This is a genomic window from Dickeya undicola (assembly GCF_000784735.1).
Taxonomy (GTDB): Bacteria; Pseudomonadota; Gammaproteobacteria; order Enterobacterales; family Enterobacteriaceae; genus Dickeya; species Dickeya undicola.
In genome coordinates, this window is record NZ_JSYG01000019.1 from 52,357 (window position 1) to 70,209 (window position 17,853).

Annotated in this window: 13 protein-coding genes; 7 read left to right on the forward strand and 6 right to left on the reverse strand. The window is 54.9% G+C overall.

All coding sequences use genetic code 11. The features are described 5' to 3' along the window. Window positions 1–8: 8 nt before the first annotated feature. The 4 genes from gspE to OB87_RS08975 all read right to left on the reverse strand — a co-directional run bounded on the left by gspE (window position 9) and on the right by OB87_RS08975 (window position 4,037). A complete protein-coding gene (gspE, locus tag OB87_RS08960; RefSeq protein WP_033569280.1) occupies window positions 9–1,430 on the reverse strand; it encodes a type II secretion system protein GspE in 1,422 nt (473 codons plus the stop codon). Between the two features lie 5 nt (window positions 1,431–1,435). Then, window positions 1,436–1,879, reverse strand: coding sequence for a prepilin peptidase-dependent pilin (gene ppdD, locus OB87_RS08965; protein WP_033569105.1), 444 nt, complete (start codon window positions 1,877–1,879; stop codon window positions 1,436–1,438). A gap of 261 nt (window positions 1,880–2,140) precedes the next feature. Next, window positions 2,141–3,031 (reverse strand): carboxylating nicotinate-nucleotide diphosphorylase, encoded by an 891-nt coding sequence (gene nadC, locus OB87_RS08970; RefSeq protein WP_033569281.1) that lies wholly within the window; start codon window positions 3,029–3,031, stop codon window positions 2,141–2,143. Window positions 3,032–3,173: 142 nt separating this feature from the next. After that, window positions 3,174–4,037 (reverse strand): nucleoside-specific channel-forming protein Tsx, encoded by an 864-nt coding sequence (locus tag OB87_RS08975; RefSeq protein ID WP_033569106.1) that lies wholly within the window; start codon window positions 4,035–4,037, stop codon window positions 3,174–3,176. A 412-nt stretch (window positions 4,038–4,449) separates the two neighbouring features. Between OB87_RS08975 and ampD the strand changes: the two genes are divergently transcribed. Beyond that, complete coding sequence (ampD, locus tag OB87_RS08980) at window positions 4,450–5,010, forward strand: 1,6-anhydro-N-acetylmuramyl-L-alanine amidase AmpD (protein WP_033569107.1); 561 nt, start codon at window positions 4,450–4,452, stop codon at window positions 5,008–5,010. Between the two features lie 6 nt (window positions 5,011–5,016). Then, window positions 5,017–5,871, forward strand: a complete 855-nt coding sequence (gene ampE / locus OB87_RS08985) for a beta-lactamase regulator AmpE (protein WP_033569108.1) — start codon at window positions 5,017–5,019, stop codon at window positions 5,869–5,871. A gap of 58 nt (window positions 5,872–5,929) precedes the next feature. On the opposite strand, the gene OB87_RS08990 is transcribed toward ampE, so the two are convergent. Beyond that, window positions 5,930–7,276 (reverse strand): amino acid permease, encoded by a 1,347-nt coding sequence (locus tag OB87_RS08990; protein WP_033569109.1) that lies wholly within the window; start codon window positions 7,274–7,276, stop codon window positions 5,930–5,932. Window positions 7,277–7,923: 647 nt separating this feature from the next. Here OB87_RS08990 and pdhR point away from each other — a divergent pair. The 5 genes from pdhR to OB87_RS09015 all read left to right on the forward strand — a co-directional run bounded on the left by pdhR (window position 7,924) and on the right by OB87_RS09015 (window position 16,389). Then, window positions 7,924–8,688, forward strand: coding sequence for a pyruvate dehydrogenase complex transcriptional repressor PdhR (pdhR, locus tag OB87_RS08995; RefSeq protein WP_033569110.1), 765 nt, complete (start codon window positions 7,924–7,926; stop codon window positions 8,686–8,688). 133 nt (window positions 8,689–8,821) lie between these two features. Continuing rightward, a complete protein-coding gene (gene aceE, locus OB87_RS09000; protein WP_033569111.1) occupies window positions 8,822–11,485 on the forward strand; it encodes a pyruvate dehydrogenase (acetyl-transferring), homodimeric type in 2,664 nt (887 codons plus the stop codon). A gap of 13 nt (window positions 11,486–11,498) precedes the next feature. Further along, window positions 11,499–13,373: a pyruvate dehydrogenase complex dihydrolipoyllysine-residue acetyltransferase gene (aceF, locus tag OB87_RS09005; RefSeq protein ID WP_033569112.1), complete on the forward strand. Its 1,875-nt coding sequence runs from the start codon at window positions 11,499–11,501 to the stop codon at window positions 13,371–13,373. Window positions 13,374–13,586: 213 nt separating this feature from the next. After that, complete coding sequence (gene lpdA / locus OB87_RS09010) at window positions 13,587–15,011, forward strand: dihydrolipoyl dehydrogenase (protein WP_033569282.1); 1,425 nt, start codon at window positions 13,587–13,589, stop codon at window positions 15,009–15,011. 187 nt (window positions 15,012–15,198) lie between these two features. Next, the gene (locus tag OB87_RS09015) at window positions 15,199–16,389 is read left to right on the forward strand and encodes a dienelactone hydrolase family protein (protein WP_033569113.1); all 1,191 of its coding nucleotides are present in this window, start codon (window positions 15,199–15,201) and stop codon (window positions 16,387–16,389) included. Window positions 16,390–16,409: 20 nt separating this feature from the next. Here the strand turns inward: OB87_RS09015 and OB87_RS09020 are convergent, their stop codons facing one another. Beyond that, on the reverse strand, window positions 16,410–17,759 hold the full coding sequence (locus OB87_RS09020; protein ID WP_033569283.1) for an MmgE/PrpD family protein: 1,350 nt from the start codon (window positions 17,757–17,759) through the stop codon (window positions 16,410–16,412). Between the last annotated feature and the right edge of the window lie 94 nt (window positions 17,760–17,853).

Below are 17,853 nucleotides of genomic sequence, written 5' to 3' on the forward strand. Positions count from 1 at the left end.
ATCTGCCCTTATTCAATTCGGTCACCGACCACCCGATAGACTTCCTCCAGCGAGGTGATGCCTTCGTGAACCAGTGTCAGCCCAGCGGATAGCAGCCCGTTTTCCTGCTGCCGGGGCCGTATCTGACTGCTATCAGACCATGATGTGGAGCCAGCTAACGCCTGCTGAAGCGCTGGCGTAACTGGCAGCAGTTCATAAAGCGCCGCGCGGCCATAGTAACCGGAGAAGCAGTGTTCACACCCTGCCGCTCGCCACTGTCGTAACGGGCCTTGCCACAGATTATCGGGCAAGGTGGTGACATCCTCGGTTAACTGACGGCAATGCGGGCACAATCGCCTGACCAGACGCTGGGCTATCACCAGCTTGAGCGCGGCAGCCAGCAGATAACCAGGGATCCCCAAATGCCCCAGACGAGCCAGCGTGTCAGCGGCGGAATTGGTATGCAGGGTAGAGAGTACCAGGTGGCCGGTTTGCGCTGCTTTGACGGCAATTTCTGCGGTTTCGGCATCGCGGATTTCACCAATCATGATCACGTCGGGATCCTGACGCAGCAGGGCGCGCAGCACCCTGGCGAAATCCAGCTGGCTTTGGGCATGGATAGCGGTTTGATTGATACCAGCCAACGGAATTTCAACGGGATCCTCAACGCTACAGATGTTACGGCTCACGTCATTCAGCCAGCGGATAGCGCTATACAATGTGAACGTCTTGCCGCTGCCGGTAGGGCCGGTAACCAGAATCAGCCCTTGGGGCAAACTCAGCGTCCGTTTTAATTGCCGCAACGCCTGGGCTGGCAGGCCCAGCGTATCCAGTTCCAGAGCCTGCTGTTGTGCCTGTAGCACTCTCAGCACCACTTTCTCACCGCCCTGAACCGGCAACGTGGCGATGCGTAGCGAGTAGGCAAGCTTATCCAGCCGCAGGCTGAACTGGCCATCTTGCGGCAAACGTCGCTCGGCGATATTGAGTTTTCCCATGATTTTGAGCCGGGCGATCAACCGCCCAGCCAAAGCATCCGGTGCCGATGGGATTTCATGCAAAACCCCGTCAATACGTAGTCTGACACGGTAACCGGCAGATAACGGTTCGAAATGAATATCAGAGGCACGCCGCTGGATCGCCAGTTTCAACGTCTGATTGATGAACTGGACCACCGGCGCATCGTCGGGTTCGTCGAGCGTTGTTGTATCGGCTTGATAATGCGCGGTGTTTTCTTCAGCTTGTGGTGACATCAGCTGTTTTTCCAGCCGTGCAGCAGGCCATTGCTCAACCAGAACTCGTCGGTGACTGGTAAAACGCAGCGCGGCGACCAGTTCCTCCATTACCGTGCCTGCCACGGCGATAGAAACCACCTGCTCATCCATATCCAGCAGTAGGGCATGGTAGCGTCGGCAAAGTAATTGCAATTCATGTTGTAACGCGTTGTGAGTCATGATGATCATCCGCCTGTAGCGTCAAAACGAAAGACGTCTTCACATGCCTGACGCAGGCTATCTGCATTCGTTCCGGTCTGACAGGCTCTCGTCCAACGGGATGTGCCGTTCTGTGTATCCAACGTGGGCGTCATGACGACGCTCAACCCTTGCAGTGTTGACTGGCCGGTCAGGGTAATGATGCCCTGATTGACCGTGACCGCGCTGACATAGCGCGATGTGGCTGGGGTTGGGATTCCCTGGCTGCCTGCACTGCACCCTTCCAGCCCCGCGTTACTGAGGCTGCAGAGGTCTACAGCCGTTTTATAAGCGCTCATGGTTTGCAGCATGTCGGTCATGGCGGCTTTTTGTAAATAGCCCTGATACGCCGGGATTCCCAGCGCGCTCAGGATGGCGATGATGACAATGACCACCATCAGTTCAATCAGTGAAAATCCTTGTTGTGTCATGTTATTGGTTCCCTGGTGTGGCTGGTGGCGGCAGGATAGCGACAAGGGACATGGCTGGCGACAACCCTGTTTTCAATCAGGAAGCGGCTACGAAAACCGCGAGTGCAACGATTGGTGGTTGCAGAAAACAGGCGTGCTCGCTCGCAAAATGATGGGTTCAAGCGAAAGATACGTTAGCGAAAAAGCCAGAGAGGAAGCAGGATAGCCACCAACCCGGAGATGCCGGGCTGATGGAGTGGAGCCATGATGGAGCGAGAAGAACTAACTGAAACGCATCGACAGGTCGAGCGCCTGCACATGTTTGGTCAGCGCACCTACCGAGATATAGTCAACGCCGGTGGCGGCGTAATCTGGCAGCGTTTGCAGTGTCACGTTGCCGGAGACTTCCAGCAGCGCACGGCCATGTGTCAGCGTTACCGCTTCGCGGATACCTTCCAGCGTGAAGTTGTCCAGCATGATGATATCCGCGCCAGCGCTCAGCGCCTGTTGCAGTTCATCCAGCGTTTCTACTTCGACTTCTACCGGCACATCGCTACGCAATTGGAAGGCGTGCTCGACGGCCTGTTTGATGGAACCGGCAGCGATAATGTGGTTTTCCTTAATCAGAAAGGCATCCGACAGGCCGAGGCGGTGGTTGCTACCGCCGCCGCACAGTACCGCGTATTTGAGCGCCGTGCGCAGGCCGGGCAACGTTTTACGCGTATCCAGCAATTGGGTATGAGCGCCTGCCAACTGTGCGACATAGCGGCTGACCTCGGTTGCCACACCGGACAAGGTTTGCAGGAAATTGAGTGCGGTGCGCTCACCGGTCAGCAGTACACGGGAGGGGCCATGCAGACGGCACAGCGGCTGGTTTTCCGTCAGCGCATCGCCGTCGCGGACCAGCCACTCAATAGCAATGTGGCCGCCTAATTGGTGAAACACTTCGTCCAGCCAGCGCTGCCCGCAGAAGACGCCAGCTTCGCGGGTAATGATCACCGCATTGGCCGGTGTTTGTGCTGGTAACAGCTGCGCGGTGATGTCGTGCTCCGGGTTGACTTCGCCACCCAGGTCTTCACGTAATGCCAGATTTACACTGATGGGGATATCCTGCTCGATGCGGCTGAACAGTTCAGCCTGACGCTGTTCCTGACTATAACGACGTGTGGTCATCATTTTACTCCGACAGAAATCCGGACGTTGTGTTACCCACTGAGTAGTAGGCGGTGGTTGTGTTAAATACTTATATTAATCAATGCATTACTGTGGTTTTTTTGATATCCCGGCGATGGGCCGGGATACGCAGTGGTGGGGATCAGAAGTTGTAACCGGCCACCAGATAATAGCCCCATCCAGTGGAGCGGACATTAAATGGACCACGACCGAAGTTCAGTTCGGTGCCATCGGCCCACTGGCCGCCATTATGGAAGTAACGGGCGACGACCGAGTAGTGCCAGTGGTCGTAATTCAGAGCCAGGATATGGCTGGAGGCAATCGCATTGCTGGTACGGGACGGGCCAGCGTTGTCAGCCAGATCGGAACCGAAGTCGAAGTTGGTGAAACCGATATAAGTCAGCTTGCCACCCCATAAGGAGGTAATCGGGTAGAAGTATTTGATTTTAAAACGGTAGCCATCCCAGCGGTCTTCATTCGGTGCGCCGTAGTTTTGCCACTGGTACTTGGCATAGATATTGGCGGACAACGACAGGTCTGTGCCGGTATTGATATCGGTTCCCAAACCTACGTACCAGGTGCTCTGACGTGAGTCGTTATTTTGCCCTTGATCGTAAATGATGTTGTTGGCGACGTACCACTCTTTGAATGGTCCGAAGCCCAATTGGGTATTGGTCAGTTTATCAATGGAAAAGCGCGGTTCGATCTCCATGAACAGCGGGGATCCTTTGTCCCAGATACCACGATCTGGCGTATTACCGGCACCAAAGACTTTTGGCACGTCGACATAGCCATAGAAGTCAAACCAGTCCTTATGGGCGAACGCTTCATATTCCAGATACAAATCGTTGTTGAGTTGGGGCCCAAAACGGGTGTGATAGCTGCCAACCACGTTAATGCTCTGGTGCCACCAGTCGGAGAGATATTGCGGGGAATTCCCCTCGGCAAGGGTAGGTAAACTGTACGACAGTGTGCTGATTGCACAGGCGGCAAGGATTTTTTTCATGGCGATTCTCTGTATTGCCAGAATCGCTGTTAGCTGCCTGACATACCTGCCTGGTCAGCGGATAGCGATTCGGATCGTGATAACAAAACTGTGATAACAAACTATAAGTACTAAAAACTTTCCGGCAATGCGCAGTGACGGAAACGTTTGCCCACTATGGCGTGCCCATCTGTGCCTGCTGGAAAGAAGGGGCGCAGCATACCAGAAGAAAAGAAGAACATCATGATTTGTGTGCGTACCCGACATAGCATCGGCAGATAAACCGGAATAGTTTTTTAACACGTCAGGAACATGATGGATGCGGTAAGATGATTGCATGATGATTGCGATCAGTCGGTTAGATTGCATTGCGCCTTGCCCGGATATAAACCGGCGAATGTCATGAATGGCAGGTCAGATAAAAGGAGCGTTGATGAAAGTGGAACATGGCTGGCTGACAGATGTCAGACGCGTTCTGTCGCCGCATCAGGATGATCGTCCGGAAGGTGAGTTACCTTCTCTGCTGGTGATTCACAACATCAGTTTGCCGCCGGGCGAATTCGGCGGGCCTTATATTGATCAACTGTTTACTGGTACGCTGGATGGGGGTGAGCATCCCTATTTTGCCTCAATATGCCATTTGAGGGTGTCGGCGCACTGCCTGATCCGCCGTGACGGCGAGATAGTTCAGTACGTTGCGTTCGAAAAGCGGGCCTGGCACGCCGGGGTGTCGCAGTTTGAAGGGCGAGAACGTTGTAATGATTTTGCTATCGGTATTGAGCTGGAAGGCACTGATACGCTGCCGTTTACCACAGAGCAGTATGCCCGTCTGGCGGAAGTCACCCGTCTGCTGAGCGCGGCTTACGGTATTACGCCAGCACGTATTACCGGTCATAGCGATATTGCACCGGGGCGCAAGACCGACCCTGGTCCTGAGTTTGACTGGGAACGGTATCAACAGTTATGGCAAACACAGCCGGAACAAGGGGAGTAACCACTGATGACGTTGTTTAGCCTATTGCTGGTTCTGGGATGGGAGCGGTTGTTTAAACGTGGTGAACACTGGCAACTGGATCACCATCTGGAGCGGGTGTTCCGTCATCTTTCTGCACCGTCGTTGGTTCAGACTTTGCTGCTGGCTATCGTTGGGATGGTGATCGTGCTGGCGGCGCAGTGGCTGCTTAGCGGGTGGCTGTTTGGCTTGCCATTGTTGTTATTATGGATCGCGGTTGGGTTGCTGTGCATTGGTGCCGGGGAAACGCGGCAGCACTATCATCGCTATATCCAGGCTGCTCAGCGTGGCGAAGCGAATGCCTGTCGGGAGATGGCAGAGGAACTGGCGCTTATTCACGGTCTGCCATTGGACGCCAGCGAACGTGAGCGGCTAAGGGAACTACAAAACGCGTTGCTGTGGCTGAATTTCCGTTTTTATTTGGCCCCCTTGTTTTGGTTCATTGCTGCCGGACCTTATGGCCCGGTAGCGCTGGTCGGTTACGCGGTGTTGCGTGCCCGGCAGTGCTGTCTGGCCCGGCATCATACACCGCTTGCGCGGGCAAATTCCGGCGTTGATACGTTGTTGCATTGGCTGGACTGGGTCCCGGTGCGGTTGGCTGGTGCCGCTTATGCACTGCTGGGGCATGGTGAGAAGGCGCTGCCTGCCTGGTTTGCCGCCATGATGGATGTGCGTTCTTCTCAGTACTGGGTACTGACGCAACTGGCGCAATTTTCACTGGAGCGAGAGGCGCATAGCGATCCGATTTCCACACCGAGAGCAGCGGTGTCGCTGGCGAAGAAGGTAACGCTGGTACTGGTTGTTGTCGTCGCCTTACTGACGATTTACGGGACGTTGGTATGACGCGAGGCAGGGTGAAAACATCATGGCCGCCGACGCGGCCATGAGAGTGCGTCACGGATTAGTGACGCTTTTTGAAACGATAACCGATACCCAGCACGGCCAGCCAGACCGGGATCAGCAAGACGGAGATCTGGATTCCCGGCGTCAGGTACATGATCACCAAAATACCGGCCATAAAAGCCAGGCACAGGTAGTTGCCAAACGGGAACCACAGTGCTTTGAAGCGAGTTTGCACCCCTTCGCGGTCTTTACTGGCACGGAACTTGAGATGCGCCAGGCTTATCATCGCCCAGTTGATGACCAGTGCGGACACCACCAATGCCATCAGCAGTTCAAACGCTTTGCCGGGCAGCACATAGTTAAGCAGTACACAAAGCGCGGTTGCCAGCGCGGAGATACCAATCGCTACGACCGGTACACCGCGGCGGTCGACTTTCAGCAGCGATTGTGGGCCATTCCCCTGTTTAGCCAAACCGTACAGCATACGGCTGTTACAGTAGACGCAACTGTTGTAAACCGACAAGGCCGCCGTCAACACCACAATGTTCAGGATATTGGCAACCAGTTCACTGTTCAGTGCATGGAAAATCATCACGAACGGACTACCGCCTTCTACCACTTTACCCCACGGATAGAGCGATAGCAGGATGGTCAGTGAACCGATATAGAAAATCAGGATACGATAGATCACCTGATTGGTCGCGCGGGGAATACTTTCTTCCGGTTTGTCTGCTTCTGCGGCGGTAATCCCCACCAACTCCAGCCCACCGAAAGAGAACATGATCACTGCCATCGCCATCACCAGACCGACGACCCCGTTAGGGAAGAAACCGCCTTGTGCCCAGAGGTTGGTGATGGTGGCTTCCGGTCCGCCATGACCGCTTACCAGCAGCCAGCCACCGAATACGATCATGCCGACAATGGCCGCGACCTTAATAATCGCAAACCAAAATTCCAGTTCGCCGTACATTTTTACATTGGCGAGGTTAATGGCGTTAATGACTACAAAGAACACCGCCGCGGAAACCCAGGTCGGAATGCCCGGCCACCAGTATTGTACGTAGATGCCGACGGCACTCAGTTCCGCCATCGCCACCAGTACATAGAGTACCCAGTAGTTCCAGCCGGAAGCGAAACCTGCGAAGTTACCCCAGTATTTGTAGGCAAAGTGGCTGAACGAACCGGCAACCGGCTCTTCTACCACCATTTCGCCTAACTGACGCATGATGAAAAACGCGATCAAGCCGCCAATAGCATAACCCAGCAGGACGGATGGCCCGGCCATCTTGATCGTTTGCGCGATACCAAGAAACAGTCCAGTACCAACCGCCCCGCCCAGAGCAATCAACTGTATGTGACGGTTTTTCAAGCCGCGTTGCAGCGTACCGTCTTGTTGATCTTGCATACTTTTACCCTCTGCCGATGAAAAGACAAACCGTTCACCGACGGTGTGGCGTGGGCTGGCGTTTGTCTTTTTACGTATGTGTAATTTTATATTTACGACGCTGACAAACCTAAATCGCCGCCAACGCTATCGCGCGTCAGAGAATAGTGATACGCGCAGAGAATTGCACTGATTTCTTGCGAGACACGACGTAAAAGTGTGATGTCATGATCGTCGTCATCTGTACGGTGCCGGGCGGCTATTTTATCGTGGTGGGGCAGGATTCGCTGCGGTTGCCTTATCCATGTCATATCGTTGCGATATGTTAGGGATGTTGCTGAATAGGGAGAGGGTGTCTTGTAGTTTTGTTTGAGTTTTTATTCTGTTTATTTGGGTTTTTATTCATGTTATTGCAGGTTTAACGGTTCAGCTTTGCCTGATTATAGTTTCAAAAAAGTTAAAATGTTCTGGCGTCAAGAATGGTCATACCACTGACCGATTCGTGCTTTTGCCGCAAGATTATGGGCATTTGTTAAAAAGTGAGGTGATTGGTGATTTCGCACAACGTCCGTATGGACAGAAGGTGAATACTTTGTTACTTTGTGCGTCACGTTTTTAAAATTGGTATTACCAATTGACTCCGCGCTTTTTCGCCGGGAAGAATCCACATGGCCTACAGCAAGATCCGTCAGCCCAAACTGTCAGATGTCATCGAACAGCAATTGGAGTTTCTGATCCTAGAGGGAACCTTGCGCCCCGGTGAGAAACTGCCGCCGGAACGCGAACTGGCAAAACAGTTTGATGTTTCCCGCCCCTCGCTGCGCGAGGCGATTCAACGGCTGGAAGCGAAAGGTTTGCTGTTACGTCGTCAGGGCGGCGGCACCTTTGTGCAGAATAACCTCTGGCAGAGCGTTAGCGATCCGCTGGCGGAACTGTTGAGTAATCACCCCGAATCTCAGTTCGACCTCCTCGAAACCCGTCATGCCCTTGAAGGGATTGCTGCTTACTATGCTGCGTTACGCGGCACCGAAGAAGATCTGCAGCGTATTCGAGATTGTCATGCCCTGATTGAAACCGCGCGCGAATCCAGTGATCTGGAAGGGGAGTCTGAGGCCGTCATGCACTATCAGGTGGCGGTGACCGAGGCCACGCATAACGTCGTGCTGTTGCACCTGTTACGCTGTATGGGACCGATGCTCGAACAGAACGTCAGACAGAATTTTGAGTTGCTTTATCTGAGTCGTGAAGTCCTGACGCAGGTGAGTAGCCATCGTGCCAGGATTTTTGAGGCGATTGTCGCCCGCGAGCCGGAAAAAGCACGCGAAGCATCACATCGTCACCTGGCATTTATTGAGGAAGTACTGCTGGAACTTAACCGGGAACATAGTCGGCGTGAACGATCGTTGCGTCGGCTCCAGCAACGCAAGGATTAGACCGCCAGATGGCGGTCGTGTGCGGTAAACAAGACGAAGGGCCTGTCTTCCTGCGCTTTCTCCGGCAGGAACAGAACGCAGGAAGACAGGCTCCAGATAAATCCACTGATTAGAAACAGATAAGGAATACACCATGTCAGAACGTTTGAATAATGACGTGGATCCGATCGAAACGCGTGACTGGCTGCAGGCGATCGAATCGGTTATCCGTGAAGAGGGTGTTGAGCGCGCTCAGTTCCTGATTGATCAGGTACTGTCCGAAGCACGCAAAGGTGGGGTTAACGTGGCTGCGGGCAGCACCGGCAGCAGCTACGTTAACACCATCGCGGTTGAAGATGAGCCCGCATATCCGGGTAACCTTGATCTGGAAAGCCGTATCCGTTCCGCTATTCGCTGGAACGCGGTCATGACAGTACTGCGTGCCTCTAAGAAAGATCTGGAGCTGGGTGGTCACATGGCGTCATTCCAGTCTTCCGCTACCTTCTATGAAGTGTGCTTTAACCATTTCTTCCGTGCTCGCAACGCACAAGATGGCGGTGACTTGGTGTTCTTCCAGGGTCATATCTCTCCAGGGGTTTACGCACGTGCGTTCCTGGAAGGTCGTCTGACCGAAGATCAGATGAACAATTTCCGTCAGGAAGTTCATGGTAATGGCCTGTCTTCTTATCCGCATCCGAAGCTGATGCCGGAATTCTGGCAGTTCCCGACCGTATCGATGGGGTTGGGTCCAATCAACGCGATCTATCAGGCTAAGTTCCTGAAGTATCTTAACAATCGCGGTCTGAAAGACACCACGAAACAAACCGTTTACGCCTTCCTGGGCGACGGTGAAATGGATGAGCCGGAATCCAAGGGTGCCATCACCATTGCGACCCGTGAAAAACTGGACAACCTGGTGTTCGTCATCAACTGTAACCTGCAGCGTCTGGATGGTCCGGTCACCGGTAACGGCAAGATCATCAACGAGCTGGAAGGCATTTTCGGTGGTGCTGGCTGGGAAGTTATCAAGGTTATTTGGGGCGGCCGTTGGGATGAGCTGCTGCGTAAAGACACCAGCGGTAAGCTGATTCAGCTGATGAACGAAACCGTTGATGGCGACTACCAGACCTTCAAATCCAAAAATGGCGCTTACGTGCGTGAGCACTTCTTCGGCAAGTATCCGGAAACCGCTGAACTGGTCAAAGACTGGACTGACGATCAGATTTGGTCGCTCAACCGTGGCGGTCACGATCCGAAGAAAGTCTACGCTGCACTGAAAAAAGCCCAGGAAACCAAAGGTAAGCCGGTAGTGATTCTGGCTCATACCATTAAAGGTTACGGTATGGGTGATGCAGCCGAAGGCAAAAACATCGCCCACCAGGTTAAGAAAATCAACATGGACGGCGTGCGTTACTTCCGTGACCGCTTCAATGTGCCGGTGGCGGATGCCGATGTTGAAAAACTGCCGTTTATCACCTTCGATAAAGACTCAGCAGAGTACAAATACCTGCACGAACGTCGTCAGTCGCTGGAAGGTTACCTGCCGTCCCGTCAGCCGAAGTTTGATGAAAAACTGGAACTGCCGACGCTGGAAGATTTCGGTCCTCTGCTGGAAGAGCAGACCAAAGAAATCTCCACCACCATCGCGTTTGTTCGTGCTCTGAACGTGATGCTGAAGAACCAGTCGATCAAAGACCGTTTGGTTCCGATCATCGCCGACGAAGCGCGTACCTTCGGTATGGAAGGTCTGTTCCGTCAGATCGGTATCTACAGCCCGAACGGCCAGCAGTACACCCCGCAGGACCGTGAACTGGTTGCTTACTACAAGGAAGACCTGAAAGGTCAGATCCTGCAGGAAGGCATCAACGAACTGGGTGCTGGCGCTTCCTGGCTGGCGGCGGCAACGTCTTACAGCACCAACAACCTGCCGATGATCCCGTTCTACATTTACTACTCCATGTTCGGGTTCCAGCGTATCGGTGACCTGTGCTGGGCGGCGGGCGACCAGCAGGCGCGCGGTTTCCTGATCGGCGGCACTTCCGGTCGTACTACGCTGAACGGCGAAGGTCTGCAGCATGAAGATGGTCATAGCCACATTCAGTCGCTGACCATCCCGAACTGTATTTCCTACGACCCGGCTTTCGCTTACGAAGTTGCGGTAATCATGCATGACGGCCTGGTCCGCATGTATGGTGAAGCGCAGGAAAACGTTTACTACTACATCACGACGCTGAACGAAAACTACCACATGCCAGCTATGCCGCAGGGTGCCGAAGAAGGTATCCGCAAAGGTATCTACAAGCTGGAAACCGTGGCAGGAAGCAAAGGCAAAGTTCAGTTGTTGGGTTCGGGTTCCATCCTGCGTCATGTGCGCGAAGCGTCGCAGATTCTGGCGAAGGATTACGGCATCGGTTCCGACGTGTACAGCGTTACCTCCTTCACGGAACTGGCCCGCGACGGTCAGGACTGCGAACGTTGGAACATGCTGCACCCGACCGAAGCGCCACGCGTACCGTACATCGCTCAGGTGATGAACGATGCACCGGCGGTCGCGTCTACCGACTATATGAAACTGTTTGCCGAGCAGGTTCGTACCTACGTTCCGGCCAGCGATTATCGTGTACTGGGCACCGATGGCTTCGGTCGTTCCGACAGCCGTGAAAACCTGCGTCACCACTTCGAAGTGGACGCGTCCTACGTGGTCGTGGCTGCGCTGGGCGAACTGGCTAAACGCGGTGAAGTTGAAAAATCTGTGGTGGCTGAAGCCATCAAGAAATTCAACATCGACCCTGAAAAAGTTAACCCGCGTGTAGCATAAGAGGGAAAGAGTAATGGCTATCGAAATCAACGTACCGGATATCGGTGCAGATGAAGTTGAAGTCACCGAAGTAATGGTGAAGGTGGGCGACAAAGTAGAAGCAGAACAGTCGCTGATCACCGTGGAAGGCGACAAAGCGTCCATGGAAGTGCCTTCTCCTCAGGCTGGTGTGGTGAAAGAGATCAAAGTGGCTGTCGGCGATAAAGTGGCGACAGGTAAGCTGATCATGGTCTTCGAAGCAGAGGGTGCGGCAGTTGCCGCACCGGCTCCGGCTGCTGCTGCGCCTGCCGCGGCTCCGGCCGCTGCCAGCGCAGCCAAAGACGTCGCTGTGCCGGATATCGGTGGCGATGAAGTTGAAGTCACTGAAATTATGGTGAAAGTGGGTGACAGCGTAAGTGCTGAGCAGTCACTGATCACCGTAGAAGGCGACAAAGCTTCTATGGAAGTACCGGCACCGTTCGCGGGCGTGGTCAAAGAAATCAAAATCAATACTGGCGATAAAGTGAAAACCGGTTCGCTGATTATGGTGTTCGAAGTCGCGGGTGCTGCTGGCGCAGCGGCTCCGGCTCAGCAAGCGGCTCCGGCTGCTGCACCCGCTGCTGCGGTGTCTGGCCCGAAAGAGGTTAACGTACCGGATATCGGCGGTGATGAAGTCGAAGTGACGGAAGTGCTGGTGAAAGTCGGCGATAAAGTGGCTGCTGAGCAGTCGCTGATCACCGTAGAAGGCGACAAGGCTTCTATGGAAGTACCGGCACCGTTTGCGGGCACCGTCAAAGAAATCAAAGTTAGCACCGGCAACAAGGTGAAAACCGGTTCGCTGATCATGGTGTTCGAAGTAGAAGGTGCCGCTCCGGCAGCTGCTGCTCCGGCTGCTGCCGCGCCAGCACCGGCTGCCAGCGCGCCGACTGCCGCTCCAGCTGCTGCGAAAGCCGACAGCAAAGGCGAATTCGCCGAGAACGACGCTTACATTCATGCGACTCCGGTGATTCGTCGCCTGGCGCGTGAGTTCGGTGTTAATTTGGCGAAAGTCAAAGGTACTGGTCGCAAAGGTCGTATCCTGCGTGAAGACGTTCAGGCTTACGTGAAAGACGCCGTGAAGCGTGCTGAGTCTGCACCGGCGGCTGGCGCTACCGGTGGTTCTCTGCCGGGCCTGTTGCCGTGGCCGAAAGTGGACTACAGCAAGTTTGGTGAAGTTGAAGAAGTAGAATTGGGTCGTATTCAGAAAATTTCTGGCGCGAACCTGAGCCGTAACTGGGTGATGATCCCGCACGTTACGCACTTCGACAAAACCGACATCACTGATCTGGAAGCGTTCCGTAAACAGCAGAACGTGGAAGCTGAGAAGCGTAAGCTGGACGTGAAGATCACGCCGGTTGTGTTCATCATGAAAGCGGTTGCTGCTGCACTTGAGCAGATGCCACGTTTCAACAGCTCGCTGTCTGAAGATGCTCAACGTCTGACGCTGAAGAAATACATCAACATCGGTGTGGCGGTTGATACCCCGAATGGTCTGGTGGTTCCGGTGTTCAAAGATGTGAACAAGAAAGGCATCATCGAGCTGTCTCGTGAGCTGATGACTATCTCCAAGAAAGCCCGTGACGGTAAGTTGACCGCAGGCGAAATGCAGGGCGGGTGCTTCACCATCTCCAGCATTGGCGGCCTCGGTACGACGCATTTCGCGCCGATCGTCAACGCGCCGGAAGTGGCGATTCTGGGTGTGTCCAAGTCTGCCATGGAACCGGTCTGGAATGGTAAAGAGTTCGTTCCGCGTCTGATGATGCCGATCTCTCTGTCCTTCGACCACCGTGTCATTGACGGTGCTGATGGTGCACGCTTCATTACCATCATCAATAACACCTTGTCCGATATTCGCCGTCTGGTGATGTAATCGAAAAGCCGGCCTGACGGCCGGCTTTTTTCTGATAAGCTGTTATTTGTTACAGCGATCAGTGATTAAGGACAAATCGTTAGTCGCTTGTTGTTTCAAAATTGTTAACGATTTTGTAAACTATCGCGGCAAAGACACGTCCCGGTGGAAGAGGGCGTTAAGACTCACAATAATGACGTCACAGACCCGCCGGAAATTAATTAAGAGGTCATGATGAGTACTGAAATTAAAGCTCAGGTGGTGGTACTTGGCGCGGGCCCCGCAGGTTACTCCGCGGCGTTCCGTTGTGCAGACTTGGGTCTGGACACCGTACTGGTCGAGCGCTATTCCACGCTGGGCGGCGTATGTCTGAACGTAGGCTGTATCCCTTCCAAAGCGCTGCTGCACGTTGCGAAAGTTATCGAAGAAGCCAAAGCGCTGGCTGAGCACGGCATCGTGTTTGGCGAACCGCAGACCGATATTGATAAGATTCGTACCTGGAAAGAAAAAGTCATCAATCAGCTGACCGGTGGTCTGTCTGGTATGGCCAAAGGCCGTAAAGTCAAAGTGGTTAACGGCTTTGGTAAATTCACCGGCCCGAACACCCTGGTGGTGGAAGGCGAAAACGGTAACACCACGGTGAACTTTGACAACGCTATCATCGCGGCCGGTTCTCGTCCGATTCAGTTGCCGTTTATTCCGCATGATGACGCACGCGTGTGGGATTCCACCGATGCGCTGGAACTGAAGAGCGTTCCTGGGCGTCTGCTGGTAATGGGTGGCGGTATCATCGGTCTGGAAATGGGCACCGTGTATCATGCGCTGGGCTCTCAGATCGACGTGGTTGAAATGTTCGACCAGGTGATCCCGGCTGCTGACAAAGACATCGTTAAAGTCTTCACCAAGCGCATCAGCAAAAAATTCAACCTGATGCTGGAAACCAAAGTCACCGCGGTAGAAGCCAAAGAAGACGGTATCTACGTGTCGATGGAAGGCAAGAAAGCACCGGCTGAACCGCAGCGTTATGACGCGGTGCTGGTAGCTATCGGCCGTGTACCGAACGGCAAACTGCTGGATGCCGGTCAGGCTGGTGTGGAAGTTGACGATCGCGGCTTTATCCGTGTCGACAAGCAGATGCGTACCAACGTGCCACACATCTATGCTATCGGCGACATCGTGGGTCAGCCGATGCTGGCGCACAAAGGTGTGCACGAAGGCCACGTGGCGGCTGAAGTTATCGCAGGCAAGAAACACTACTTCGATCCGAAGGTGATCCCGTCCATCGCTTACACCGAGCCGGAAGTGGCTTGGGTCGGTCTGACCGAGAAAGAAGCGAAGGAAAAAGGCATCAGCTATGAAACCGCGGTATTCCCGTGGGCGGCGTCCGGCCGTGCGATTGCCTCTGACTGCTCTGATGGCATGACCAAGCTGATTTTCGACAAAGAAACGCACCGTGTGATCGGTGGCGCGATTGTCGGCACCAACGGTGGCGAGCTGTTGGGTGAAATCGGCCTGGCGATCGAGATGGGTTGCGATGCGGAAGATATCGCACTGACGATCCACGCTCACCCGACCTTGCACGAATCTGTGGGTCTGGCCGCTGAAGTGTTCGAAGGTAGCATCACCGACCTGCCGAACCCGAAAGCGAAGAAGAAATAATTCGTTTCCCGTCGCGATAGCGGCGGGGCGCGATGCTTCTTGCTGTTTTAATGTCTATCCGGCACATGTTGCCGGATTTTTTTTTACCTGCCTCCCAGAATTTCGATCTCTTCCTGCCAGCGTTATCTGCTTCATTTAGAATCCAAAACACCGAAAAGAAACGGTGTTTTATTTTTGGAGAATAATAATGAAAAGACGCGGATTACGTCGTACCCTCTGTGTTCTGATGTGCTGTCTGGCGAGCGCCCCGCTTATGGCAAATGATCATTCCTATACCACGTCGTCGATAACCGATGACGCATTACCCACGTTCTACCCGCAACTGAAACAGCAACTGACCTATCCTGACGCATGGCAGTCTGGGCGGTATGCGCATTTCGGCGAATGGCGGCAACATGCCCGCCAGGTGGTGCGATCGCTGCTGCTGACGCCGGATTCTCACCGTGCTTTTGAACCGCAGGTTGTCGACAGTCAGGATCGTGACACCTATGTGGCGCAGAAGGTTGCCTTCAACCTTACCGATGAAAGCCGGGTGCCAGGATTATTGCTGACACCGAAAACGCCGGGGCCGCATCCGGCGGTGTTGCTGCTGCATGACCACGGCGCGAAATTTGATATCGGCAAGGAGAAAATGATCCGGCCGTGGGGCGACGACATCCGTTTAGCCTCCGCTATCGCCTGGGCCGATCGCTATTTTACCGGCCGCTTTGTCGGCGATGAGTTGGCGAAACGTGGTTATGTGGTGCTGGCGGTGGATGCGCTCGGATGGGGCGACCGCGGGCCACTTAAGTATGAACAGCAGCAGGCGCTAGCCAGTAATTTCTTCAATCTGGGGCGCTCGCTGGCGGGCTCGCTGGCGTATGAAGACATGCGTTCGCTGGACTTTCTGGCTTCGCTGCGTTCGGTTGACTCGAAGCGGGTTGGTGTAGTGGGGTTCTCTATGGGCGCTTACCGCGCCTGGCAATTGGCAGCCTTATCAGATAAGGCCGCTGCGACGGCGGCTATTTCCTGGATTGGCACCTATGACGGATTGATGGTGCCGGGTAACAATGTGCTGCGTGGTCAGTCTTCTTTCTACATGTTGCATCCGGGGTTACCGGCTCGTCTTGATTTCCCCGACGTTGCCAGCATTGCCGCACCGCGGCCGATGCTGTTCTTCAACGGCGGCAAAGACACCTTGTTCCCACAACAGGCGGTGCAGGCCGCGTATGACCGGATGCATCAGGTTTGGCAGTCACAACATGCCGATGAGCGGCTGGAAACCCGTATTTGGCCCGAATTGGGGCATGTGTTCTATCAGGAGCAGCAGGAAGCGGTGTTCCAGTGGTTGGATAGTTGGCTGGTATCGTCGCCGGGAGGTACGGCGCACTTGCACTGATCGTGCTGTGCGCCTGGCGATTATGACAGCAGCCGAACCAGCGCCGCCAGTGAGCCGGGGGGGTGTAACTGAGCGTGCTGGAGCACCTCGTCAGCCGGTAAGTGCGGCAGCAGGCTTAATGTCTGGCGTAGTTTGGCGGCGACATCGGTTTTTACGGACGCGGTTTGCCGCCAGGTCACTCGGGCGTTAAAGCGTGATCCGTCTTTCAGCCACAGCGTGACATCATGAAAGCGGGCATCAGGATTCTGCTCATCCGGTGGGGCGTTGGGGTCTTCCTGACGCGATACTGTGCTCGCCAGCATAGCGATGTGGGGATCGACCGGGCCTTCAGTAAAGCGCTCTAACCGTAGCTCGCCTTCCAGTAGCGCGGCGGCAATCACGTATTCGAGGCTGAATCGTCCTTCGACGCCGGTGGTAGCCTGGCGGATAAACGGCGCGGCGTCACCGCCCGGCGGGAACGTCACCGTGATGCGATCAACGGCGGCGGAAAAGTCGTCTGAGGGGTGCCCGGAGTATGGTGGTAACGATCGTGCTTGCCGGTAGTGTTCCCGCAGGATAAACGCCGCTTCCGCTGCGCTGTGGGTGCCACCGCAGGTAGGGTAACGCTTGAAGGTCAATCCCGGTGACTGGACGCGCCACGGCTCGCCCCAGCCGGTTACCAGCGCGTCGCTATGCTGTTGACCATCGCCGTGAGTGGCGAGAAATGCGTCCAGTACGGTATCGTGGTTGCCGTGAAATCCGGCCAGTGCCAGTTGGGTGGCACTGAGCCCGGCCCGTGCTGCCAGCCCGGCGTGCAACGGTTTCATGGCTGAGCCGAATTGTGCACGCAGCCCGGCGGCTTGCGACGCGGCCAGCCCCAGCGCATTGGCGATTTGATCGGTCGTCGCCGCTGTCAGTCGGCAGGTCGCGGCGGCGGCGGCGATGGCACCCAGCGTGGCGGTATTGTGATAACCCAGGCTGTAATGGCGTGGACCGGCTGCCAGCCCCAATCGACCGGCGGTTTCTACGCCAATGACATAGGCGGCCAGAAAGCGTTCTTCCGTGATGGTCGGCTGCTCGCCAGCCAATGCCAACAGAGCTGGCAGGATAACCGTGCCAGGGTGGCCGCGAAAACCGGAATGGAAATCGTCAAAATCCAGCGCGTGACCGGCGTAGCCCAGCAACAGGCTGCGGGTCTGTCTGTCATTGCCGGGATAGACCGACTTCAACGGTGCGAGCCCGCTGTCTGCTACCGCGCCATGCCAGACCGGCAGCGCGCAGGCGATGAAATCCATCACCCCGTCGCGGGCGAGGTCGATGGCGTTGGTATCTGGCTGGGTAGTGGCGATCAGGCGCGCCAGTTGGGCGGTAATGCTGGAATGTGCAGACATGGCGATATCGGTACGTGTCATTTAGCGGTGGACATGATGACAGACAATGCCGCGAATGAGACGCGAAGCCCAGTGATTTTTCATTTTCTGGCGG